The organism is Microbulbifer thermotolerans (genome assembly GCF_900112305.1).
GTDB classification, from domain to species: Bacteria; Pseudomonadota; Gammaproteobacteria; order Pseudomonadales; family Cellvibrionaceae; genus Microbulbifer; species Microbulbifer thermotolerans.
The window spans coordinates 172578-198070 of record NZ_FOKT01000008.1; the positions used below are offsets into that span (position 1 = coordinate 172578).

The window sequence follows — 25493 nt, forward strand, 5'->3', positions numbered from 1 at the left end:
CTGTTTGTCACAAAATTTTCACTGCAACCCACAAGGAAAACGTCATGAAGGTTGTCAAATTGTCCACCATCGCCCTGTTCACCCTGCTGGCCACTGCCTGCGGCGGCGACCGCTCCCCGGCCGAGCGCGGCACTCTCATTTCCATCTCCGCAACCGGCGAGGCAAGTCAAGCACCAGATGTAGCCAACATTTCGGCGGGCGTGGTCACTGAATCGGAAGACAGCGAGCAAGCTATGCGCGATAACGCCACGCAAATGGACAAACTGATAAAGGCGATCAAAAAAGCCGGCATCGACGAAAAAGATGTACAAACCAGTGGCATCAGCCTGTCGCCGCGTTATGACTACCAACAGGGCCGCAAACCCCAAATCACCGGCTACCAGGCTAGAAATACCGTCAGTATCAAGGTGCGCGATCTGCCGGCGCTGGGCGAGGTGCTGGACACATTGGCCGCAGCCGGCGCCAACCAAATCCACGGGCCCAGCCTGGAAATCGGCGAGCCGGAACCGGTGTTGGCCGAAGCGCGCAAGCGGGCACTGGACATAGCCCGCGCCCGAGCGGAAACCTACGCCAAAGCGCTAGACATGAGGGTGCGCCGTATCGTCAGCATTTCAGAACAAGGAGGCCGTATCCCCCAACCAATGCCGATGATGCGCGCGGAGATAGCGGCGGCAAAAGACAGCGCGGCCACACCGGTAGCCCCCGGAGAAACCACCCTGTCCGTCAACCTGGACCTGGTATTCGAATTGCGATAACTGTGGCCCGGAAGCGCTGATTACTCAGGGCTTCCGGACCTTATCAAGAAATATTGCAAGCGCGTAGTAGCGTCATGGGGCCTTGTAAATTTTTCCGTCCTTCATCACGAAGGCCACCCGCTGCAACTCAGTGATATCTTCCAACGGGTTACCACTTACCGCGACAATATCCGCTCTCTTACCTTCACTGATACTCCCCAGCTCATCCCCCATTTTTAGCAGCTGCGCCGCATTCCAGGTGGCGCTGCGGATGGCGTCTGCAGGGGTCATACCAGCGGCCACCATCAGGGCGAATTCACGCGCATTGTCGCCGTGCCGGCTGACACCACTATCGGTACCAAAGGCAATTTTCACGCCGCGCTTGTAGGCATCGGCGAAGGTGTTTTGAAGCAGTGGGCCTATGGTGGACGCTTTTCCCCGCACCACCTCGGGGAAAAAACCGTCCAGCATAGCTTTCTGTGTAACCCATTCACCCGCCAGTAGTGTGGGCACATACCAGACGTTGTGGCGCCGCATCAGCTCAATGGTTTCCCCATCCATATAGGTGCCGTGCTCAATGGAGTCGACACCCGCGCGTATGGCGCGATCCATCCCTTCTTTGCCGTGGGCGTGTACCGCCACTGTAAAGCCGTAATCCCTCGCCGCGGCGACAATAGCCTCCAGTTCATCCTGCATAAACTGCGGATTCTGGCCGCTCCTGGCCACACTCAATACACCACCGGTCGCGGTGATCTTGATCAAATCGGCACCGTCCTTATAGCGTTGCCGCACGGCCTCGCGAGCACTGACCGGACCGTTGATAACGCCATCCGCGGGGCCGGGACTACCCATCAGGTCGTAACGGAAGCTGTTGGTGGGGTCGGCGTGACCACCGGTGGTAGCGATGGCCTTGCCAGCGGTAAAAATCCGCGGACCTTCAATGGTGCCGGCCTCTATCGCCTTGCGCAGACTGATGGTGACATTGTCGCTGTCACCCAGATCCCGCACCGTGGTAAACCCGGCCCGCAGAGTGCGCCGCGCCGTATCCACGGCACGCAAAGTGTAATCCGCTGGATTCCAGGTGAAGGGCTCCATATAGGTCCGCGGGCCATACTCATAGGCCAGATGGGTGTGCATATCCATCAGCCCCGGCAACACTGTGTAGTTGCGCAGATCCACCAAACGCTCCCGATCGCGCTTGGCAAACCCTTTCTGCACCGACTCGATACGGCCATCGACAATATGAATAGTGCGATTTTCCAACAGCTTGCCACTCTCGCTGTCGAACAGTTTTCCCGCATAGACCGCCGTAGATTCCGCCGATGCCAAGCTGCTACACAGGCCGCTCAATAAGGCCAGCAACAGAGCAGCAGCGCGGTTGCGGAAGTGGCCTCCTTTGGTATTTGTTGTCATTGCCCCACCCGTTTAATCCCTCTTAAAGTCGTTCGTTCAGGCGAACCTCTGATTCTTTCGCGTGAGCGCTGTAGTCAGCTCTATGCGCTCTTCAAAAGCGCTCGAGTACTTTCCTTTAGCGCCGCCGGGCACCTTCTTGTATCAGGTATCAGGTAGTTTCGAAGTGCAGCCCATCACCCGCACAGCTCATTTGACTTCCAACTATCTTTACCGCCGGGAAGCGAATGAATCAGAGCCCCTGACAAAGCGTACAATGTACCCCAAGCTTATGCTCACCCCAAGAATCGCGTCGAGAGGAAACCCAATGAAAATCTACGAGTTCGCCAGCGCGCCCAACTGTCGCCGGGTACGCATGTACCTGGCGGAAAAAGGCATCGACAATATCGAGTTTGTTCAAGTGGACATCACCAAGGGGGAAAATCTCACAGAGGATTACCGGCGCCGGGACATTAACGGCAAAGTTCCGGTGCTGGAACTGGACGACGGTACCTGCATCGCGGAATCCGTCGCCATCCAGCGCTATTTCGAAGAGCTGTACCCAGAACCACCCCTCTTTGGCCGCGATCCCAAAGAGAAAGCACTGGTAGAAATGTGGCACCGCCGCGCCGATCTGAACATGATGATGAATATCGGCGGCTGCTTCCAGCACGGCACCGGCTTCTTTAAAGACCGCATGAAAGTATTCCCCGACTTTGGCGAAGAGTGCGGCAAGAAGGCACTGCAATTTTTTGACTTGCTGGACCACCATCTGGCGGATAACCAATACTTGGTAGGGGATTACCTATCGGTAGCGGATCTCAGCATGCTGTGCATACTGGATTTCGGCAAAGTCGTGCAATTGCGGCCCGCCCCGGAAAAGTACCCTCACCTGGCGCGCTGGCATGGACAACTGAGCGCACGCCCCAGTGCCAAGGCTTGAGCCGCCAAATCAACTTTGCACCTACAGCAACTGATTTCGGGGCGCCCGCCGGGAAACCGGCCGGGGCCCCTTGCTTTTACCAAGCGCAACCCGCGCCCAGCTAATCGCCGGGAGACAGCACTTCCACCGGCCCTATATTCAGTGCCTCCACTTCTTTTTGTATCCGACTCAGGTCTCCGATGATTACCCAGGTAAATTGATCTGGTTGCAGGAACTGCCTTGCAGAGGACTCCACCTCATCCACCGTCAGTACCTCCACCCGCTGTGGATATTCGGAGATATACTCCGGCGGCAAGCCCTTCTCCACCTGCCAGGCAATACTCGACAGCAGCTGCCCCTTGGTCTGGAAGCGAGCACTCTGCTTGAGTACTTCATCGTCTCTGTAGTCCGCCAACTCCCGCTCAGTGACCGGCTTATCGCCGAGGAAGCTGCGGTATTCCTTCAACAATTCAAGAATGGCCGGGGCCGTCTTGTCGGTCTGCACAGGTGCAAAGAGGATATAGGGGCGCTGCCCTTCTGTGTCCAGAGAAACAGCGCGGGCACCGTAAGTCCAGTGTTTGTCTTCACGGAGGTTCATATTCACCCGTGAAGTAAATTTGCCGGCGATTACCGCCGCCATCGCCTCAAAAGCTTCCGCTCCCTGCGGCTGCCAAGGCGGCATCACCAGGCCGGCCATAATATAGCTCTGTTCGGCACCGGGACGGTCCACCAAATAGATCCTGGTCTTTTGCGGCCGCTTCACCGTCGGCACCTCGATACGCGCCAATTCAGTTTTTGGCGCCCGCCAATCCGCCAGTGCACGGTTCAGCGACGCCTGGATCTCCTCCCGGGTGACATCACCGACAACGATCAGAACCGCGTTGTCCGGGCGCACCCAGGTATTGTGGAAGCGCACCAAGTCATCGCGCTCAATTGCTTCAATTCCCTCAACAGTGCCGGAACCGGTCAACGGTGCCCCGTAGGGGTGCTTGTCGCCAAACAACAGCGGCGGCAGGGTGCGCAACGCCAGTCCCTGCGGCTGCGCCTTCTCCTGGGCAATAGCATCGAGCCGGTTGGACTTAACCCGAGCAAGATCTTTCTCCGGGAACAGCGGTTCCAGCACTACCTTGGCAAACAGCTCGAGAGAGGGCTCCAGCTGATTTTTGAGGGCACTCAAAGTGATGTTGTTGTAATCCAATCCACTACCGGTGCCAATGCTGGCCCCCAGCTCCTCTTGGCGCGCGCTGAACGCCAGCGCATCCAGGTCTCCCGCACCCTCGCTCAACATGCTTGCGGCCATGGAAGCCAGACCCGGCTTGTCGCCATCGGCAGCCGCGCCGCTTTTGAATTGCAGGTTCATCAGCACGACCGGCGTATCGTGGCGTTCCGCCAGCACCACTTTCAGGCCATTATCGAGTGTGAAGGACTCCTGCTTGGGCAACTCCAGCTCCACCTTTTTATCCACCGGCGGTAAACGGCTGCGATCGACCTTTTTTTCCGAGGTGGCATACTTTTCCCGCGGGCGAATGATCAAGGTATAGCTTTCCGGTGTGAGCCAACGGGCGGCAACAGCTTGAACTTCCTGCGCGGAGACACCAGCGTAGTGCTGCAGGCCTTCTATCAGCGCACCGGGGTCACCGTAGTAAAACTCGGACTGAGCGAGGATATCGCTTTTGCCTCCGAAGCCGCCGATTTTTTCCAGTCCTTTTACCAAGCTGGCAAATTCACTCTGCTTGATACGGCGCAATTCCCGGGCATCCACACCATTATTTACGAAAGCCCAAAGCGACTCATCCAGCACTGCCTCCACTTTTTCTACCGACTGACCGGGTTTGACATCCACAATAATCATCAGCTGGCCCGCCAGCTGACGCCCGTAATAAAAGGCGCTGACGCTGGTAGCCAGTTGCTCATCGCGCACCAGGCGGCGGTATAACAGCGAGTTTTTGCGGTTCGCCAGCAGAGAAGTGATCAGGTCCAAAGCATCCTCTTCCTCGCTGCCGACCGCCGGAACATTCCACACTTTGTAGATGCGGGTCTGCGGCACCTGATCAAACATCTCTTCGCGCTTATTGGGCTGCACTGGCAATTCCCAGTTTTTCAGTCGCGGCTGCACGCCACTGCTGGGAATATTCCCGAAGTATTGCCGCGCCTTGGCCATGGCTTCTTCGACAGTGATATCACCTGCGATCACCAGTATTGCGTTGGCTGGCTGATAGTAGTCCCGGAACCACTGCTTCACATCTTCGAGGCTGGCGTTGTCCAGATCCTCCATGGAGCCGATGGTTGTCCACGAATAGGGGTGGTACGGCGGGAAGGTGCCACTGGCAATGCGCTCGAAAGCCTGACCATATGGCGTATTTTCGCGCTGACGTTTTTCGTTTTTGACTACACCGCGCTGCTCATCCAGCGTCTCCTGGGTAATCGCCCCCACGAAGTGGCCCATCCGGTCAGACTCCATCCACAGTGCCATATCCAGGGCCCCGGTGGGAACTGTCTCGAAATAGTTGGTGCGGTCATTATTGGTGGTGCCGTTCATATCCGTGGCACCGGAGCGCTGAAAGGGTTCGAAGTACTCGCCGGGATAGTTTTCCGAGCCGTTAAACATCAGGTGCTCAAATAGGTGTGCAAAGCCCGTCTTGCCCGGCACTTCATCCTTTGAGCCCACCTTATACCAGATATTGACCGCCACCACTGGCGCCTTGTGGTCCTCGTGCACAATTACTGTCAGACCGTTCTCCAGCTTCTCCTTATAAAACGGAATATCCAATTCGGGCGCCGCCACATAGGCGGGGTTGTCGGACTGCGCGCGGGCGCCATCCACCGACTCGCCAGCCACAGCCTGTACACGATGGCGCCCCTCATCCGGCTTACCGCAGGCACCGAGAGAGAGCGCTCCTAGGGACAGGAAAATGATAAGAATGCTGCGCAGTGTCATAGATCGGATATCTCCAGAGGTAGTTCGGGCGGCCGCCGGCTTCCGTTACAGCGGACTCTAGCACTTCAGTCAGCGTAGCACCGGGCATTTGGCCATATTGCGGTGTATCAGACAAAAAAACGGGCACCGAAGTGCCCAAATAAATACCTCAAAGAGAAGCGATGACGCAAATCGCTCCAGGGGAGAGAGTGACTCAACGGACTTATGCCCGCTCAATAATCAAGCGGCCGCCGGGTCAATGTTTTTTGACGCGTCCTCGTGACCAAAACGCTCTTCCGCGATGCGGTCGGCCACGTGCGCAGTGGTCTCACCTGTCTCGGCCGCGCGCTGGAAAATTTCCTGCATGGTGCTGCCGATGGTTTCAATATGTGCCTTCACACGCGCGGGGTCGTAGTCGCCCTGCTGCTGGTAATAAACATCGATAATGCCGCCGGCGTTGATGACATAATCCGGCGCATACAGAATGCCCTTCTCACCGAGGGCCGCAGCGTGACGCATCTCCGTCAGCTGATTATTTGCCGCGCCAGCCACTGCCCCCACTTTTAAGCGGGCAATGGTATCGTCATTCAGTACGGCACCCAGGGCACAGGGGGCGAAGAGATCCACGTCCAGGTCGAAGATCTCATCTGCACTGACCGCCGTTGCGCCCAACTCGCTGACAGCGCGGTCGATATTGTCCTGGAAGATATCTGTAACAAAGAGTTCAGCGCCCGCGTCCTTCAACAGCTTGGCCAGACGGAAGCCCACATTGCCCACCCCCTGCAGGGAGACCTTGAGGCCACTCAAATCACTTTTGCCCCAACGGTGCTCCACCGCCGCCTTCAAGCCGACAAATACACCGTAAGCGGTAGAGGGCGATGGATCACCGCCGTGCTCCGACTCGGCGATCAGGCCGGAAACATACTGAGTTCGCTCACCGATGATATGCATATCCGCGACGCTGGTGCCGGAATCCTCAGCGGTGATATAGCGGCCGCCCAACGTGTTGATGAAGTCTCCCATAGCGCGCAGCAGCTCAGGGGTCTTCTCCTTGCGCGGATCTCCGATGATGACCGCCTTGCCGCCCCCGAGTTTCAGCCCGGCCATAGCGGATTTATAAGTCATACCTCTGGAGAGGCGCAGTACGTCGTTCAGCGCTTCACCGTCATCCGCATAGGGCCACATACGGCAGCCGCCCAGCGAGGGTCCCAAATTGGTGTTGTGCACCGCAATAATCGCCTTCAGGCCGCTTTTGGCGTCCTGGCAGAAAGCCACCTGTTCGTGCTTGTCATAGGCGGGATGGGAAAAAATACTCATTTACTGTTCCTCTCCGGAGACCGGTTCCACTGCTGGGGAACAACCACAGTCTTTATCTGTTTTATAAGAAGCTAAGATTATATCCACCTGGGGCAGATAGAGTTTGCAAATTTTGCTCGCCAACATCAAATCAAAGCGAAAACATCACGCAATAACAGCCAATTTAGGATAAACAACCACACGGAAACGCTCTTTGCGGCCCAGTCATCAAACCGCCCCTGGCGTCCCCGCGACGGCGGCAGGCCGCTACCAATGCGCCGTACGGAGCGAAAACCGGCGCTGGCGCGTTACCCCGTTTCACTGGGGTCTGGTAGAATCCGCGCGCAAAATCGACCCGCAGAGACTGTTTCAATGCTGAATGCCGACGCGCTCCAAAAACTCAAACAACTGAAATCCGACATCCGCTCCAACAAGGAATTCGCCGAAGGGCGGGTACGTGGCAGCAACGGCAAGTTTGGTTTTGTCGTGCTGGACGACGGGCGCGAAGCCTTCCTGCCGCCGGCAGAAATGGAGCGTGTGTTTCCCGGTGACCGGGTGCGCGTCAGCCTTACCGAAGAGGACAAAGGCAAGCTGTCAGCCGAACTGGACGAACTGCTGGAAAGTGAGCTCAAATTCCTTGTCGGCCAGTATGTACAGCGGGGCCAGGGGCACTTTGTGCAGCCCAGTGAAGTGGGGCTGAACCGCTGGATCTTTCTGCCGCCCAAAGCCCGTGGCAAGGCGCAGCCGGGGGAGTTCATCGCCTGCAAGATCAGCCGCCACCCGTTCCGGGACGGCAAGGCCCAGGCCAAGGTGGAAACCGTCATCGGCAAACCGGATATGCCCGGTATTGAACACGCCTACGTGGTCGCCCAACACCAGTTGCCGGAGCGCTTCAGCCCGGCGGCAATGAAGCAGGCGGAAGAAATCAAAGGGCGAATCGAGGCAATCACCGCCGAGCGCACAGATCTCTCGGAGCTGGGCTTCGTTACCATCGACGCCCCGACCACACTGGATATGGATGACGCACTTGCCGTCAGCAAGCGCGACAGTGGCTGGTCCCTACACATTGCCATCGCCGATCCCTCCTGCCTGATCGAAGAAGGTAGCCCGCTGGATAAAGAGGCATTCAAGCGCGCCCACAGCCAATACCTGCCCGGCGAAACCCTGCCGATGCTGCCCAACGATCTGTGTGAAAACCTCTTTTCACTGGTGCAGGGCGAGCTGCGCCCCGCTCTGGTGCTGCATATCGATATCGAAAGCGACGGCACCATCGGCGACAGCCGCTATGAGTTCGCGGCCATCCGCTCCCGCCACAAACTCAGCTACGAGCAGGTAGCAAACTTTATCGAAGGCGATGACAGCGCCGTGCCCGAGGACCAAAAGGAAAGCCTGCGCAACCTGTCCGACCTCTGCACAGCGCGTACGGCCTACCGCGCCAGCCACTCGCTGACTATGGAGGAGCGCCCCGACTACGCCATCTTCCTGAACGAACAGCGCAAAATCGAACGCATCGAGAAACAGGAGCGCAACGTCGCCCAGCGCATGGTGGAAGAGGCAATGCTCGCCGCCAATATCTCCGTCGGGCGCCAGCTCGCAGCGATGCAAAAGGGCTGCTTCTCCGTGCATTTAGGTTTCCGCGACGAACGCATGGGTGAAATCAGAAGCCTGCTCAAGGAAACCCTGCCGGAATACGCAGACAAAGATCTGCACCAACTGGACAATTACCTGGCGCTGGTCAAGCATCTGGAGAACCACAGCGAACCGCAAATGCAGGACCTGCTCGCGGTGCTCAAGCGCATGCTGCGCCCCGGCCAGCTCGCCAACAAACCCGGCGCTCACTTGGGCCTGGGCCTGGAAGCCTACGCCACTGTCACTTCACCGATCCGCAAATACAACGACCTGCACAACCACCGGGTACTGCGTGCCGCCGCGCAGAGTCAGCAGGCCAAGGCTCTGAGTGACGAGCAAGTCGAGGCCCTTCAAGACAGCCTGATCCGCGGCCGCCAGGCCAACCGCGCCCTGGAGCAGTGGCTCTACGCACAGTATCTGCAAGACAAGACAGGCCAGGTCTTCGAAGGAAAAATTACCCAGGTCAACGGCGCAGGCCTCGGCGTAAGGCTGGATGAAAATGGCATTGACGGCTTTGTTCGCCTAAATGGCGACAAGAAAAACCTGCCCGAGTTTGATGGCAAATACCTCAAACTGACCCACAACAAAGTCACTTACAAACTCGACCAGCCAGTGACCGTGAAGGTAAGCGCTGTCGATATCGACAAGCGCCGTATTGCCCTGGAACTGGTCGCCACCGAAAACGCATAAGCCTCCAGCAGAACCCCGGTGCGCCAATGCGGTTGCACCGGGACTGCAGAACTCGGTAAACGGGCACAATTCCGGTCCCGGGCCAAAAGCCCGGCGATAACCCAGACCGCTGCATCCGGCGGTCCAGATAAAAAGGAAGCACTATGTCATCCATTGCCGAACTATCCCCCAAACCTCTGTGGAAACACTTCTCCAAACTCTGCGCGATTCCCCACCCTTCCAAACACGAAGAAAAAGTGGTCGCCCACGTACTCGACTTCTGTAGGGAGCGCGGGCTGGAAGTGAAGCAGGACGAAATCGGCAACGTCATTATTAAAAAACCTGCCACGCCGGGAATGGAGGACCGTAAAACTCTTGCCCTGCAGGGGCACCTGGACATGGTGCCGCAGAAAAACGCCGACTCCGACCACGACTTTCTGAAAGACCCAATTCGCCCGCGCATTGACGGTGAGTGGGTTACCGCCACCGGCACCACTCTGGGCGCTGACAACGGCATCGGCGTGGCCGCCATACTCGCTCTTTTGGAGAGCACCGATATTCCCCACCCCGCGCTCGAAGCCCTGCTCACTATCGACGAAGAGGCGGGCATGACCGGAGCCAAGCATCTGCAACCGGGCCACTTCGAAGCAGAACTGCTGCTGAACCTGGATGCGGAGGGTGAGGGAGAACTGTATATCGGTTGTGCCGGCGGCGTGGATATCAATGCACTGCTGCCCTACTCAGCGGAACCGGTGCCTGAGGGGCACTTGGCCTTCGAACTCAGCGTTCGCGGGTTGAGAGGCGGTCACTCCGGCCTGGACATAGATAAAGGACGGGGCAACGCGAATAAAATAGCCAACCGCATTCTCGATGCGGCCAATCGCGCTATCGCCGATCTGCGTATCGCCGCTCTCAATGGCGGCAGCCTGCGCAACGCCATACCGCGGGAGTCATTCAGTGTTGTGACCGTACCGGCGGACAAGGCTGCCTTGCTAGTGCAAATCACCCAGCGGGAAACACTGGACATCATTGCCGAATTCGACAACGAAAGCGGGCTGACCATTTCACTGGATGCGGCGGAAATGCCCGCTTCTGTGATGGACCGCGACACCCAGCAAAAATTGATCCGCGCCATCCGCTGCTGCCCCAACGGCGTGGAACGCCCGAGCACCGCGCTGGAAGGCATTGCCGACACTTCCAACAACCTCGCCCGGGTAGTGACGGAAACTGCGGACGGAAAAAGCCAAGTGCACATCCAGAGCCTGGTGCGCAGCCTGTCCGACAGCGCCCGAGACCAGCACGGCCTCAATGTCGCCGCCGCCTTTGAACTGGCCGGCGCCGAAACCTCGCTGGACAACGCCTACCCCGGCTGGAAGCCGAATCCCCAGTCGCCACTGCTGGCAGTAATGAAAAGTATCTACCGGGAAATGACCGGCGAAGAGCCGGAGGTAAAAGTCATTCACGCCGGCCTTGAGTGCGGCCTCCTCGCCAAACCCTACCCGCACTGGGATATGGTCTCCTTCGGCCCCACCATCCGCCGGGCCCACTCACCAGAGGAGCGGGTGCATATTCAGAGCGTGGCTAACTTTTGGGAATATCTCTTGCAAGTGGTGCAAGCCATTCCCGCCAAAGACTGATCGGAGCACAAGCAATAAGTCCAGCGGAAAGAATCCGCTGGACCTTTTGCATTTCCCCTGACAACAACGGTGGTTCTGATAAATTTGCGTCCTGCGATTTTTCAGCCCCGGATAAGTCTCTCAAGCAATGGGATAGCCCCCCAAAGCGGTGGATACAAGGAAGTGCCTCATTGTCTGAGCACACTAAATTCGCTACAGTATTCTAAAAATAAATCAGAGCCTCTTTAATAAATTAAGGAATCTCTGATTAATTCGCTTCCTGACGGTAAAAATTCTTTGGAGCTAGATGAGAAGCTCAGGTGACAGGATGGCCATTTCGAAACCGACGGATACAGGGATGTATCCGTCGGAGCTACAGGGAATTACTCGTGCGTTTTCGAAATGGCCATCCTATTGCCTGAGCCCCACGGAACTAACCAAAGCGTCCACGCGAATTAATCAGAAGTTCCTTAAGTCTGCACAAATTAAAGGATGAACAATAATGAGACTGATTTGGATACTACTCATCTGTACAGCACTTACAGCCTGCGGCACTGTTAGCACTTTAACCAAATCCGACCACCAGATTTCAGCAAATCTCAAAAGAAAAAATTCGAGTTGCGAATCCATTCCAAGAGTTTACAGTGGAGTGTCCTACAACCTCTGCAAGATGCACTCCAACAGCAATTCAATCTATTACGCATGGGAACTTGGTTTCTATCTGTTCGATAGTGTCGCATCCGCGGCGACAGACACTATTGTATTACCCTATACAATTTATGATCAAAGCAAGAACGGCAATTTGGTCGTTGATACATACTAAAAAATCTTGAGTTATTCGCCTCCCGGCACTAATTCTTCAGACCCGGAAATACCGCTCAGGTGACGGAACGGACACTTCCGAACCCTCTACCTGAGCGCAACTCCGAACAGCCAGAACAATACCCAGCAGGAAGTACGGGCACAGGCTTTCGGCCCCGAGAAATCGACCTGCTCCACTTTTCCTACACCAGCACAGATCCCCCTTGAGGACGCGAGCCCGGAACCCTATCAGGTCACCACTTCCTCTCTTGCCCTCGGTCAGGTGGAAGCGGGTAGCCACTTCATATCTGTCACTAGTGCCGGGCGATGCGCGCAGCATCTGAGCGCTGGCCGAAGGAGAAGCAATTACCCTGCTCTCGGAATTCGGAACTTTCGCCGCAGATCTGAGCAACCGGCTGAACAACAGCAATTCAAGACAGAGCACCTGGATGTTATCGCTCGCCTTCCGCATAATTGCCGCCTGCTTCGAACAACAGAATCAACGGCCGATCTATGTGGTTTAAGAATCTCCGCGTCTACCGCCTCACCAAAGCATTCTCCCTTACCGCAGAAAAATTGAACGAACTGCTGGAACCGCACGCGTTCGTGCCCTGCGGCAGCCAGGACGCGGCCCGTTACGGCTGGGTTCCACCCCTGGGGCGCCACGGCAACCAACTGGTGCACGCGGCCAACGGTTACCTGATGGTGTGTGCCAAAAAACAAGAGAAAGTGATCCCGGCTGCCGTGGTAAACGAGAAAGTGGAAGAGCTAGCTCAGGCTATCTCAGACAAAGAGGCGCGCCAGGTGGGGCGCAAAGAACGGCAGAACCTAAAAGACGAAGTGCTGCTGGAAATGCGCCCCAAAGCCTTTGCCAAATCGCGCCTGCAATACGCCTATATCGCGCCGAAAGACGGCTGGGTCGTGATCGATGCCGCCTCAGCCTCGGCTGCCGAAGAGCTGCTGGAAAACCTGCGCGAGGCCATCAGTAGCCTCGCAGTGGTGCCACTGGCAGCCAAAAACCTGCCCCAGCAAACCATGACCCACTGGTTAACCGCACCTGAGGCACCGGCCCAGTTCGAATTCGGTCACGAAACAGAACTGCGCGATCCCAAGGACAGCGGCAGCGTGATTCGCTGCAAAAACCAGGATCTCTGCGCAGAGGAAATCCACAATCACCTAGTGGCGGGACTGCAGGTTCACAAACTGGGGCTCGTCTGGCGCGGGGGTGTCGAGTTTATCGTCGACGACCAGCTGGCGATCAAAAAGCTGAAATTCAGCGATGCGCTGCTCGAAAAGGCAGACAGCATTGATTCGGAGAATGCGGCCCAACGCTTCGACGCGGACTTTTCGGTAATGACACTGGAAATCTCCGCCCTACTCAAAGATCTGCTCGCCGCCTTCGGCGGTGCAAATACCGAATCCGTCAGTGTCGAAGAAGTCATGGTGCGCGCCGCACGCGCCGAGGCCGAGCGGCATGCGGCGGAAGTCGAGGAAGTGGCCTTCTAGTCAGCCCCACCGCCGGATACAGGCCCCTGCGGCGGAGCGACAGGGTTCACACTGTCACCACCGGCCGCTCCGGCCGGCTCCACTGCACGTGGTATTTCTCCTGCTCCGGGCGATCTACCCGCGAGAAGGTGTGGGCCCCAAAGAAATCCCGCTGCCCCTGCAGCAAATTGGCGGGCAGGGACTCGGTGCGGAAGGCATCGTAATAGCTCAGCGCCGAAGACAGGGCCGGCACCGGAATCCCATTTAGAGTCGCATCCGCCACCGCCCGGCGCCAACTTCCCTGACGCTCGGCAATCTGCCCGGCAAAGAAATCGTCCAACAGCAAGTTGGACAGCTTCACATCGCGCTCATAGGCGTCACTGATCGACTGCAAGAAAGCCGCGCGGATAATGCAGCCAGCACGCCAGATACGTGCAATTTCAGCAAAATTCAGCTGCCAACCCTGCTCCCGTGCCGCCAACTTCATCAGGTCGAATCCCTGCGCGTAAACACAAATCTTGGCGCAGTAGAGAGCATCGTGCAGCTGCGCAATTACCTCGGCACGCCGGGCCGGCCCGACCGCCTCCAGCTCCGGCCCCTGCAGCTTTTTGGATGCCCGCGTGCGCAGCACCTTGCGGGTAGACAGCGCGCGGGCGAAAACCGCCTCGGCGATACTGGGCGCCGGGCAGCCCACTTCCAAACTGCTGACCGCAGTCCACAAGCCGGTGCCCTTCTGGCCCGCGCGGTCGAGGATCACATCCACCAGCGGCTGCCCCGTCTCTCCATCCTTGGTGGCCAATACCTCTGCACTGATGTTAATCAGGTAACTGTTGAGCGGCCCTTTATTCCACTCCCGCAGCACCTGAGCGATATCCGCCGGCGCCATGCCCAGCGCGCTGCGCATCACGTGGTAAGCCTCGCAAATCATTTGCATATCGGCATACTCGATACCGTTATGCACCATCTTCACATAATGGCCGGAACCTATGGGGCCGATATAGGCCGCACAGGGCTCCCCTTCTTTTACCGGTTTACCCGGTACAGAACGCTCTATCGGCTGGCCCGTGGCCGGATCCACCTTGGCGGCAATGGCGTGCCAAACCGGTTCTATACGGCTCCAGGCGTAGGGATCGCCGCTCGGCATCAAAGACGGCCCAAAGCGGGCTCCCATCTCCCCACCCGAAACCGCGGTGGTAAAGAAAATCAGCCGCCCCTCGTAGCGCTTACAACGCTCCACCGAATCGCTCCACAGGCTATTGCCCGTATCTACCACGATATCGTCCGCCTTCAACCCGGCATCCAGCAGCTTGTTGCAAACATCGTCCACCGGTGCACCGGCGGGGACAGAGAGAATGATCAAATGTGGTGCTTTCACCTTGGCCAGCAATTCAGTGTAGGAATTGCACGTCTGCACCAAGGGCGGCAAATCACCGCGCTCTCGGATATGCTGATCCAGCAACGCATTGAGTCGGCTCTGGTCCAGATCAAACGCACACACGCGGTAACCATTATCGGCCAGGTTCAATATCAGGTTTTTACCCATCACCCCGGCGCCGATAAAGCCGATATCACAAAGAGAGTCACTCAGGGAATCAGACATGGAATTCTCCGAAAACACGCGCTGCTGGCGCCAAAAGGCGCGGAGTATAGCAATAGGAAAGCCGGGGTGGGAGAGTGAAAGCGGCCACCACTGCGGCTGCCCGGACAGGCTGCAGGGACTCCCGATAAGCGATTCTGTTGCGCCAATGAAGCCTTGCTCAATCCCCATAAGCGCCGCGATTAGCTTCCAGGGCACTCAGGCAATGGGATGAACACAGCAGAAATCAGAAGAATATTCCGATAGCTAGCAAACGGACGCTACTTGCCTCCAAAAAAGGCGGCTATAGCAGCAATTTATCTATATGCAATTGCAGCCGATGACTTAAACTGCAATACCCCTGCCGCGGAGGTGCGCCATTCCCGCCTCCCTGCCAAACAGATATCCTTGCTCCAACAACTCCGCCTCCCGGGTAAAGCGCCCTACGGGAAAGTGTGCCGGCGGAGCAATCACACGGATACGGCAATCGGCTGGTGGCGACTGGATAAATTCCAAGGCGCGGTTGTAGCGCTCCGCTCGCCCGAGTACTGCTTCAAACAGACGCGCGTGGCCATGGAAAAATTGCTGAATGAATTTCGGGGCCGGGCTCACCCTTTTGCGATACCCCAAGGGGCGCGACAGCACTACAGCGATATCCCGCGCACCCTGCTCGTAGGCCCGGATCACAGGGATAGAATCCGCCAGCCCCCCGTCGGTCATCGGCTCACCATTCACTCGCGGAAAGTCGCGGTAAAAAAGCGGAATAGCGCAAGAAGCGGGAAAGACCTCATGCATATTTTCCTCGGTCACCCGCAAATAGCAGGCCTCTCCAGTCACAATACTGGTTGTCACCGCATAGAGAGGTACATTGTTGTCGAGATAGCGACGGACATTGAGCGGCACTTCATCGTAAGAAGCGTGCCACAACCAGCTAACATCACAAAAATGCCCACCTCTCAGGTAGCGTCGCCAATTGATAAAATCTGTCCGGCGGGCATGATCCAGAAGAATCCGGCGGCTGCGGCCATGATCCCCCGCCAAATAACCAATCAGGTTGGTCGAGCCTGCGGAAACACCAATAGCAAAGTCGAATGGCAGATAGTCCGCTTCGATAAAAGTATCCAGAACGCCCGCCGCGAAGATACCGCGCATAGCACCGCCCTCCACTACCAGAGCTGACGGCTGCCCTTCCCTCGAAACCGGCATATCCATATACAAACCTCATAGTTGCCCTTAAGGTCATTGTAAAATTAACCCGGGAATATTTTCCGACCAAATTGACTGACCTTTCCGTTCAAATAGCAGCACACAACACTTTGGCAGCAACACTACAACAGGGTTATGATTCCTCCCATTGGCAAACTCACGATTGATGACCAATGACTCCGACACAATTCCGCGCGCCCTGGAGCCGACAACTAAAATGGATCACGACAATTACTGCCAGCCTGCTGCTCGCTATCCCTATACTGCTGCTCAGCAAGGCACCTCAAGCGCAATCCACACTGTATAACGTCGCAATAGGGTTGCCGCCGGCCACTCTTTTACTTAGCGCCCTATTCGCTATTCGCGGCTACCGCATCGAAGGCACCAATCTGTTTATACTGCGGCCCGGCTGGAAAACCCGTATTTCTCTGCAGGGTCTGAGCGAAGTGAAATCAGATCCACAAGCTACGCACGGCTCGACCCGCATCTTCGGCAACGGCGGACTCTTTGGCTACATCGGCCTGTTCCACAATAGACGCCTGGGCCGCTACCGTGCCTTCGCTACCGACCTGAGCAAATCGGTTGTGCTGCGCTTTCCCCAGCGCACCCTGGTAATTACACCGGACAAGCCAGAACAGTTTGTTGCCGAGATCACGCCTACCTGACTTCCACGTTAGCGCCAGTGATCCACAACCTACCCCCGACCACAAAAAGCTGCCGAAAGCGTGCAGGCAGATCCCCAATATCCATGCTCTGTGAAATACTACGACGAATATCACCCCAAATACCTATAGATTGGGGGACTTCTGATTAATTCGCTCTCAGATGTCAAAGAGATTTCGCCCTCCCGAACCCTCTACGCGCTCACGCGGATCAATCACTCCAGCTGGCAGTTTAAAAAATAGAAGTACAAATGGAAGTAAAAGACTACTTAGTAACCTCTGCGCCACTAAAAGATCAGATTAACCACTACTTAGAACTTTGTAGACGCGGTCGCTATTTGGATGCACTCGCCCGTGCAGAAGAAGACCACGGCCCTATGGAGAAATGGCAGCACACAAAACTGCGCATTCTCGCCATCAAAGCACTAAGCCATTTGGGATTACACCGTTCAGCAGATGCCATCATTTTCCGCACTTGGAGAAGATACGGTCGTGATCCATTCATCTTTCCCTACTATCTGCAGGCCTTATTGACACGCAAAGGACCACTGCGCGCCTGGGAAATATATGAGTCACATGAGTTTAGCGGAGCGCCCGACGGATTTCCCGAGGGTGCAGACCGCGCCTATTTAATGTGCATCAAGGCCGACATCTATTCCAGATTCCGGGACTTCGTCAACGCAGACCTCTACCTGGAAAAGGCCGAAAAACTCGACTCAGGGCTCTGGATAAAACTCCGCCGGGTTCACCGGCTACAGGAGGCCGATCAGCACGAAGCGGCGCTGGAACTGTGCAAACAGATTTGCGACGCAGAGCCCGACTATCTCGACGCAATCCATACCTATGCCATTCTCCTGCAGCGCAACGACCAAAGCCAACAGGCCCTGGAACTGCTCGAACGCCACTGGGCTAACAGCCAGTCTCTGTTAATGGGGCGACTCCTGTGCCAAATCGCCATAGAACTACACCAATTCCAAACAGCCCACGACAGCCTGAAAAAAATGGAAAAGCTCATGGCAAGGGGCTGCCCGAAATACCTACGCCGAGAACAAGACAATCTCTGGGCGGACTTTTACTGCGCACGCGGCGACTATGACGCAGCCCTCCCCTACCTGGAGCAAAAAGGCTTCTACCAAAACCGGGTTTCCGACGCCATCCGCCAACGGAAAGAAGACGATCAACGCAAGATTCTATCGCTGCCCTATATACAGCAGCGCCATATGACCTGCGCTCCCGCCAGCATAGCAACCGTATTGCAGTACTGGGGACACGCCGCTGACCAGGATGAAATTGCCGAAGCCATCTGCTACCACGGCACCAGCAACTACGATCAGCGCACCTGGCTTATCGAACAGGGCTGGCATCTGGAGGAGTTTGAGCTCAACTTTCCCCAGATCAAGCAGCTGATAGACCGCGACATCCCTGTATTACTCAGCACTGTAGAGCCGGGCAGCGCACATCTCCAGGTCATCGCCGGCTACGACCACACCATGGGCACCTACCTGCTGCGCGACCCATCGCACCCACGCCTGCAGGAAATATTGATCGAAGAGAGCGAGCGCTACTACGCTTCCAGCGGTCCGCGCTGTACCGCAGTTGTGCCAACAGCAAAAGCACACCTGCTAGACGATATGGAGCTGCGTGCATCCGCCCTGTATAACGAGACCTATCTGCTGCAACACGAACTGAGACAGCACCGCTACTCCGCCGCACAGGCCACCGCTGAACGCATGCGCGCGCGGGCTCCTCACCACCGGCTGACGCTACACGCACAACTGGAACTCGCCTATTACAGCCAAGACGACAACGCAATCCTGCAAGTCACTGAGCAACTGCTCGAACAATTTCCCCAAGACGTCAACCTGCAGCTGGGAAAAATCGAAACACTCTCGCGCATAAACGCGGTGCAAAAATCCCTGCAATATATGGAGTCGCTGGAAGAAAGCGGGAAAGCCCATTTCTTAATCCGCAGCCGGCTCACCGACAGCCTGCGAATTGACCACCGAAACAGAGAGCGTGTGGACAAGATGCTGTCAGAGCTACTGCGGCAAAACCCTCTGCACCCACAAACACTTTACCAGTATGCCTGTCAGACCTGTGACGCTATCGAGTATGAAATCGGCAGTGCCATTTACCGCTTTGTCGCCTGCCTCGAAGAAACCAATGAGCACTACGCAAGCAGTTACTTCAGAGCAGAACGCTACCGCCAATGCCCCGACAGAGCCATTGAATTCTTGCGTGACCGCTTCGAGCGATTTGGCAAAAAGTCCCCCGGCCCCGCAATTTCCCTATTCCAAGCGCTCGACGCACTGGAGCGGACAGAGGAGGGGCTGCAAACTCTTTACCACGGCATGACATTGCGTCCCGATGACGGAGAGTTAATGCTATTTACTGCACGCCGCCTGCTGCACCTGAACCGCACTGATGAAGCAGAGCGAATTGCCGAAAAAGCCAAACCCCATACAAAAACCAACCGATACCTAGAGGTAGCGGCTGAAATCTGCGCCCACCGCCTACAACGCCGTGAGGCTATCGATCTGTGGCAAAATATTCTCAGCAGTGAACCGCTCAATTATGAAGCCTGCAATTCTTTAACTCGTCTATATATTGAATTGGGCCACTATGAGCAAGCCATTACCTTCCTGAACAATAAAATCGCGGAATTTCCCGGCAATTACCAGCTTCAGCGCATGCGCCTGAACTGGCTGGCCACCCAAGATATAGATCAGATAGAAAATTACTGTCAGCTATTGATTGAAAGCCACCCGGATGACAACTGGGCCTATCTCAAACTGGCGGACATCTGTTTGCAGCGCGGTCGCTTGGACGATGCACTCAACTATGCGTTGGAGGCCACCCGCATCTCCCGCACGGACAGCAACGCATGGGCACAGTTGGGCCGAGTGCATCTCCAGCGCCAGGAAAAAGAACAGGCCTTTAACGTGCTCCAGCGGGCTATCTATCGGTCTCCCGACTGCACCATGGCCTTTGAGCCACTACTGCAATGCGCTCACAGCCAGGAGCACAAAAAGGAGCTGCTCGCCTTCCTTCAAATGATGCTAACATCTGCAGTGACTTTTGGTGACGGAGTGCTCGCCTACCAGAAGATCGCCAGTGACTTACTCCCAGCAGAAGATCTGCTCGACTCCCTGCACCAGATTCTACAACAGTGCCCTGACCTCTGGCAGTCCTGGCTGGCGCAGGCCAACGGCTATCAGATTCAGGGCAACCTAGAACAGGCAGAGGAAACACTGGCTACCGCCATAGAACGCTTTCCTCTAGTGCCCCAATTACACCTGAAGCTGGCCGAAATATTGCACTTGCAGGGGAATCTAAGCGGAGCGGAAAAGCAACTGCGACACACACTGCAACTCGCCCCCAATTGGCCAACAGCCTACAACCAACTGGCAGACCTGCTTGAATATCAAGGGAAATACAACGATGCCATAGCCTTGCTGGAAACCGCCATCCAGAGAGTTCCCTGCGATGCCATCCCTCATGGTTACCTGGCAGACTTGCTTTGGAAACAGGGAGAAACTCAGCGAGCTCTCGACACCGTAGCCAAAAGTGTTGAGCTGGACCCCGCCTACGGGTGGGCCTGGCACAAACTCTGCCAGTGGTCTCAGGAGCTCGGTCAAAGAGAAACAGCCGAAAAGCACATTGCCACAGCGCGACAAACCTATCCCAACAGTGCCCTGCTGGCAGAGATAGACGCAGAGTTTCGCCAAGACCTGCATGAGAAAGCCGAAGTCCTGGCAGCCTTTGCCAAGGTGCAACCGCAAAATATTGATATCGCCTGCCGCCTAATCCAGGCACTCGGTGAAACCGGACAGTTTGAGCGAGCGATTCAATACTGTACAGCAGATTACTGGAAGGGTGCCGTCCCAATCGAGATCCGCCTGCGCAGCGCCTGGCTGACTAAACAGCAGTGCAAGACCGCCCAGGCCATCGAACAAATCCGGGAAGTCGCCAGAGAGGCGCCCCACCTCTACGATGCCTGGCGGCTGCTCGCCAACTGGGCGATGGATAGCCATGAAAAAAACCTGGCCCTTGAAGCGCTTAGCCATTGCCAATCGCTCTATCCAAACGACGCCTCAGTACTCACCTTCGTCGCCGAAGGGCTGCAGCGCCTGGAGCAAGATAGCGCGGAAATCCTGCCATTACTGGAACGGGCCTTCGCCCTGGAGCCATCCAATCAGTACAACGGCCTCACCTACCTTGACCTGCTGATTGAAACCAAAGACTGGTCCCGCGCTCGCGAAGTGTTAGATCTGATTAAGGCCTACAGTGAAGACGCCTTCGTTCTGACCCGTGAACTGCAAATCTTAGCTGCCGAAGAGCGCGGTGAAGCAGCACTCCTGGAAACATGGTCGCAACTGCTGGTTCACGAACAAACTAACGATTGGGTGATGCAGACCGCCTGGCAGGTCATAACAGACTGCGAACTGCAGGCAGCAGCCAGCCAAAAAATCGAGGCGCTGCGAAGCCAGGATCACAACGTGCATCCCTACTCGGGCTATTGCCTGGCGATATACCAATTATCGCACATGAGTTTCAAAAAGTTCGAAAAGCAATTCCTGAAACTCAAACACGCTGACGCCTTCACCCAACGCGCCCTGGAATACTACCTGGACCTGCTGAGACATCATGAGGTATTACCTTCACGCCGCTTTACCCCAATCCTGGAAACACTGATTGCCTCAAATACCCCCAACTGGGGCACCTACGGATTACTATGGGGCCAGAAACTCAAGTGGTTCAAAATGAGACATTGGTATTCCACCTGGCAGAGCCAAGACAATCTCGAAGCCTGGATGGTCTACTTTGTCAGCCTGAGCCATCGCGAGTGTGGTGACTACCAATCTGGCGTAGAGATTCTCGAGGCAGCCTATCAACTGCCGAAAGACAACTATCGCGGAGATATCGTCTGCCTGCATATCCTCGACAGGATACTTACGAATAAACGCGTAACGAACGAAATGGTATCGGAAATATCAGAAATTTACTTAGACAAACTGGACCCCTTGGCACACTACGCTCTAGCCCTCTGCCGGGCCATCATGGCAATACACAACGGAGGCTTTATCAGCCGCTTCAACAAAGTAAGCCCCCTGCTGCGTGAAGCACAGCGCCACTACCAGAAAATCCCTCACGCGAGGTCCGCACAGCAACTGAAACGCCAGGTGCGCTCACTGATCAAAGGCACCCTCCGCGTAACTGGATTGAAGAAGTTCTTTTGGTATTGCCGCTTATCAAACCACTTCTGATTACGAGCGTCGAATGGCCCAGGTGTTAAATTTTAACACCTGGGCCTGCCCGCCAGATTGCATACGACAAGCTAAGTAGAAGACGGGGGCACTGAATAAGCACAGAGGAACACCGCCTCACAAAACCACAGCTAGCAACCCACCGCCCCGATCACGTGAAGAAACACAACAATCTCTGCACTTATCTGGTACAGCGTGTCGGTTATATATTTTTTGCTTTACCAATAAGCCCTAAATGCGTATAACCAAAACCGCGCTGATACTTTAATCCATACCCCAACAGTCTATCGAAACCAATATGGGCAAGCCATATCAGCCCAAGCAACTGAAGCAATTGCACCTCATTGAAAAAACCCAAACCTAAAATCAGGATTGCCCCCACCAAGCTATGAGCACAATTGTAAGCAATAGCGCCAACCTTGTTATTTATAAGGTAACCCAAAAATGAGAGATCCGGAATAAGAAATAGAATAGCAAAAGTCAACCAGCTAAATTCAAAATTCGCATAAAGGCAGAGGGCAGCAATAAACAGCGCAGCCCCCTCAGCTCTTAACGTCCACCTTACAGCACCAACAACATTTCCCAAAATCATTCCTCCAATGGACTAACTGAAAAGCGTCTTACCCTTCCACGCATATCACGAAAATCGTTTTTGTGCAAACCGAAGCATAGCAACACACAAAAAACAAGCGTGGGAGCGCAATCAGCGTGCAATGCTGTTAGATCGCCACCACAGTCAAGAGCAAAGCCGCAGAACACTATAATCGTTTATAAATACCTACGGATATAAATCCATCCGTCACCAGAAAAGAAAAACATTGTTTTACATGACCCTACCTTCAGTGCAAAATGATTGCACCTCAAAACAACAATCCATAAGGAAATCTCCAATCAGCAATCACCTGCAGAGCGGGTGATATGAGAACCCCCCCAGAGGGGGCTATTTACAACCCCATGGGAGCCCATGAAATTCCTGCACTGCATATGGCGACACTTAGTGCAGTCCAGCGTAACCCAGCAATCTGGCAGAACCTATCGACACTTGGTTAAACAGGGGAAACATAAAAATGTCACCATGACAGCCGCAATGACGAAGTTTTTGACGATTTTTAATGCCATAGCATGAAATGAACGGAAGTGAGCGTACTAAATATTTTCGCTAGCATTTGAAGCACCGCCGCTTGCATTCCTGTATTCTTCAGTGATGGCTAATCTAATCCTAACTTTTTCCGAATGCGTTTAGCCCATGACGGTCTTTGTATTTTGTAGCTATATATACTTTCTGGAACAATGATGTTCGGATTGGCCAACACAAGTGCGTCAAAAAAAGCTCGCCGATCAAACCCGCGATAATTTCCGTACATTAGCTGCTTCTGCTCTCCATTTTTGAGCACTATCAAGTTTGAAAAAAACTCTTGCCTTGTATCACTTACTTGCTTTAATTCCGCAATATCGCAAATGTCGACCTCCCAGCTCACATCAGTGAAGGTAGGGTCAAAATAAGACAAAGTGGTTGGTGTAACACAAACCCTAACCTGCTTATTTTCAATCCCAAACCATAGCGCCAACCCAAGCAAAATAACTTCAACAACCCAAATGGCGATATCAAGAACATCAAGAAGTTGTATTAACGCAGCTTTATCGCTCGTCAAATCAGGGAGATACTTGTGTGCGGCCAAATATAGAAGAAGCGCCACGCCAGCATTGAAAATAAGCAACAATGCTGAAGAACGTTGCTTCCTGGTAAAAAGGAAGTAATTTTTCATATTTCCCCTCTTCGCGGAGACTATAAATTAAATTCTGTAACTGCTCATGCCCCGTACTCTAACCGGAGAAACGAATCATGGACACCCATAAAATAAAAAGTTTTCGACGCCAGTCATATTGCAAAATTCTCTAGCTCATAGAAAACACTGTTCATCCATACATATGAATGGGTAGACAAAATGGGACGCCCGCGCAAATCTCCGATCTCTCTTGAAGCCATGCCCTATTATCATTGCGTCTCCCGCTGCGTGCGCCGTGCATTCCTGTGCGGCCGGGATGAGCGCACCGGTCGCTGTTTTGAGCACCGAAGGCAGTGGATCGAAGATCGGCTGTCGGAGTTGGCCGAGATATTTGCGCTGGATATCTGTACTTATGCAGTCATGAGCAACCACTACCATGTGGTATTGCATATCAATGCTGCACAGGCTGAAGCCTGGACGCTGCGCGAGGTGGTGGACCGCTGGCATCAACTCTGTAAAGGCTCTCCTCTATCCCAACGTTTTGCTCGCAACGAAGCCTTGAACGGCGCAGAACTGGCCCGGCTGAGGGAGGTGGCCGCAGAATGGAGAGCAAGGCTAATGGATATCAGTTGGTTTATGCGGATGCTCAATGAATCCATTGCCCGACAAGCCAATCGGGAGGATGGCTGCACCGGTCGTTTCTGGGAAGGTAGATTCAAGTCTCAGGCATTGCTCGACGAGCGGGCCTTGGCGGCCTGTATGGCCTATGTGGATCTGAACCCGATCCGGGCCAAAATGACTGATAGGCCCGAAACCTCAGACCACACTTCCATACAGCGGCGTATTGCGGCAGCTCGGGATGGCAAACAGCCTCAGCGGCTCTTTCCCTTCGCTAGTAACCCCTGAGAACCTATACCAATAGGACTGCCGTATCAGTTGCAGGACTATCTGGAGTTGGTGGACTGGAGCGGCCGTTGCCTTCGTGAAGACAAGCGAGGCGCGATCGACGAGCAACTGCCGCCGGTTCTCGATCGGTTGCAGATCGACCCACGACACTGGCTCTACTTGAACCGAAACTTTGAAAGCCGCTTCAAGTGCTTGGTTGGCGCCGCACACTCGGTGCGCAATGCCTGCCAGCAGCTCGGCAAACGCTGGGCACAGGGTACTCACGACTGCGAGCGATATCTATCTCCTCCGATCACTTCCTAAAATTTTGCCTTTCCTTGAAAAATAACATCGCGGGCTTCTGCGAAGGACTGCTGCACCACAACAAAACTGTTTGGCGCAATTACACACAGGACTCTGAGCCCACTTAGCCAAATAGCACGCCTTGGCAACAGCGGACTGAATATGCAGAGCCTTTCCATCAAATTTTCAATTAATGGGTGTCCAATTTTGTGATCGGAGCCAGAAATTATTTTCCACCAAAACTGCGGAATGCCAACTTCTGAAAGAGGTACTCCACCTATATCAGCCCCTTCCAAAACCGCTATAGACTCATCATTTGAAAGAACATAAATCTCTTCCTCATCTACAACGATTGAATGTAAGGAAGCAGAGTTCAAGTTATCCATCACTCAATCCTCTCCATCCTTTT

General features: G+C 55.1%; 18 protein-coding genes. 10 read left to right on the forward strand and 8 right to left on the reverse strand.

Annotated elements, in window-relative coordinates; genetic code table 11:
- Positions 1–44 precede the first annotated feature (44 nt).
- Positions 45–755: an SIMPL domain-containing protein gene (locus BM155_RS13970; protein ID WP_067152810.1), complete on the forward strand. Its 711-nt coding sequence runs from the start codon at positions 45–47 to the stop codon at positions 753–755.
- 72 nt (positions 756–827) lie between these two features.
- On the opposite strand, the gene BM155_RS13975 is transcribed toward BM155_RS13970, so the two are convergent.
- Positions 828–2147 (reverse strand): metal-dependent hydrolase family protein, encoded by a 1320-nt coding sequence (locus BM155_RS13975; protein ID WP_067152808.1) that lies wholly within the window; start codon positions 2145–2147, stop codon positions 828–830.
- Positions 2148–2451: 304 nt separating this feature from the next.
- Here BM155_RS13975 and BM155_RS13980 point away from each other — a divergent pair, with 304 nt between their 5' ends.
- Complete coding sequence (locus BM155_RS13980; protein WP_074903762.1) at positions 2452–3066, forward strand: glutathione S-transferase family protein; 615 nt, start codon at positions 2452–2454, stop codon at positions 3064–3066.
- Between the two features lie 100 nt (positions 3067–3166).
- Here BM155_RS13980 and BM155_RS13985 read toward each other — a convergent pair whose 3' ends face one another.
- The gene (locus tag BM155_RS13985) at positions 3167–5983 is read right to left on the reverse strand and encodes a M16 family metallopeptidase (protein WP_082817422.1); all 2817 of its coding nucleotides are present in this window, start codon (positions 5981–5983) and stop codon (positions 3167–3169) included.
- 219 nt (positions 5984–6202) lie between these two features.
- Entirely contained in the window at positions 6203–7279 is a 1077-nt protein-coding gene (locus BM155_RS13990; RefSeq protein WP_074903764.1) for a Glu/Leu/Phe/Val dehydrogenase dimerization domain-containing protein, read from the reverse strand.
- 351 nt (positions 7280–7630) lie between these two features.
- On the opposite strand from BM155_RS13990, the gene BM155_RS13995 reads away from it, so the two are divergent.
- The 4 genes from BM155_RS13995 to rdgC all read left to right on the forward strand — a co-directional run bounded on the left by BM155_RS13995 (position 7631) and on the right by rdgC (position 13479).
- Positions 7631–9577 (forward strand): VacB/RNase II family 3'-5' exoribonuclease, encoded by a 1947-nt coding sequence (locus BM155_RS13995; RefSeq protein WP_074903767.1) that lies wholly within the window; start codon positions 7631–7633, stop codon positions 9575–9577.
- 143 nt (positions 9578–9720) lie between these two features.
- The gene (locus tag BM155_RS14000; RefSeq protein WP_067152800.1) at positions 9721–11193 is read left to right on the forward strand and encodes an aminoacyl-histidine dipeptidase; all 1473 of its coding nucleotides are present in this window, start codon (positions 9721–9723) and stop codon (positions 11191–11193) included.
- A gap of 481 nt (positions 11194–11674) precedes the next feature.
- Positions 11675–11995, forward strand: coding sequence for a YceK/YidQ family lipoprotein (locus BM155_RS17825; RefSeq protein ID WP_074903769.1), 321 nt, complete (start codon positions 11675–11677; stop codon positions 11993–11995).
- Between the two features lie 491 nt (positions 11996–12486).
- A complete protein-coding gene (rdgC, locus tag BM155_RS14015; protein ID WP_067152798.1) occupies positions 12487–13479 on the forward strand; it encodes a recombination-associated protein RdgC in 993 nt (330 codons plus the stop codon).
- A gap of 46 nt (positions 13480–13525) precedes the next feature.
- Here rdgC and gnd read toward each other — a convergent pair whose 3' ends face one another.
- Together gnd and BM155_RS14025 are read right to left on the reverse strand one after the other, a co-directional pair.
- Positions 13526–15058, reverse strand: coding sequence for an NADP-dependent phosphogluconate dehydrogenase (gene gnd, locus BM155_RS14020; protein ID WP_067157610.1), 1533 nt, complete (start codon positions 15056–15058; stop codon positions 13526–13528).
- Positions 15059–15379: 321 nt separating this feature from the next.
- Positions 15380–16246 (reverse strand): patatin-like phospholipase family protein, encoded by an 867-nt coding sequence (locus tag BM155_RS14025; RefSeq protein ID WP_067152796.1) that lies wholly within the window; start codon positions 16244–16246, stop codon positions 15380–15382.
- Between the two features lie 167 nt (positions 16247–16413).
- Between BM155_RS14025 and BM155_RS14030 the strand changes: the two genes are divergently transcribed.
- Positions 16414–16905: a PH domain-containing protein gene (locus BM155_RS14030; RefSeq protein ID WP_067152794.1), complete on the forward strand. Its 492-nt coding sequence runs from the start codon at positions 16414–16416 to the stop codon at positions 16903–16905.
- A 248-nt stretch (positions 16906–17153) separates the two neighbouring features.
- On the forward strand, positions 17154–22169 hold the full coding sequence (locus tag BM155_RS14035; protein ID WP_074903773.1) for a tetratricopeptide repeat protein: 5016 nt from the start codon (positions 17154–17156) through the stop codon (positions 22167–22169).
- Positions 22170–22371: 202 nt separating this feature from the next.
- Here BM155_RS14035 and BM155_RS14040 read toward each other — a convergent pair whose 3' ends face one another.
- Together BM155_RS14040 and BM155_RS14045 are read right to left on the reverse strand one after the other, a co-directional pair.
- Positions 22372–22755, reverse strand: a complete 384-nt coding sequence (locus BM155_RS14040; protein ID WP_217641539.1) for a DUF4260 domain-containing protein — start codon at positions 22753–22755, stop codon at positions 22372–22374.
- Between the two features lie 622 nt (positions 22756–23377).
- Positions 23378–23935 carry a hypothetical protein gene (locus tag BM155_RS14045; protein WP_074903777.1) on the reverse strand — a complete coding sequence of 186 codons (558 nt, stop codon included), beginning with the start codon at positions 23933–23935 and terminating at the stop codon, positions 23378–23380.
- 180 nt (positions 23936–24115) lie between these two features.
- Here BM155_RS14045 and BM155_RS14050 point away from each other — a divergent pair, with 180 nt between their 5' ends.
- Together BM155_RS14050 and BM155_RS17600 are read left to right on the forward strand one after the other, a co-directional pair.
- Positions 24116–24802, forward strand: a complete 687-nt coding sequence (locus BM155_RS14050; protein WP_254773197.1) for a transposase — start codon at positions 24116–24118, stop codon at positions 24800–24802.
- A 30-nt stretch (positions 24803–24832) separates the two neighbouring features.
- Positions 24833–25105, forward strand: coding sequence for a hypothetical protein (locus BM155_RS17600; RefSeq protein ID WP_254773198.1), 273 nt, complete (start codon positions 24833–24835; stop codon positions 25103–25105).
- Here BM155_RS17600 and BM155_RS14055 read toward each other — a convergent pair.
- Positions 25102–25470, reverse strand: coding sequence for a hypothetical protein (locus tag BM155_RS14055; RefSeq protein WP_074903778.1), 369 nt, complete (start codon positions 25468–25470; stop codon positions 25102–25104). The genes BM155_RS17600 and BM155_RS14055 overlap by 4 nt on opposite strands.
- Positions 25471–25493: the final 23 nt, after the last annotated feature.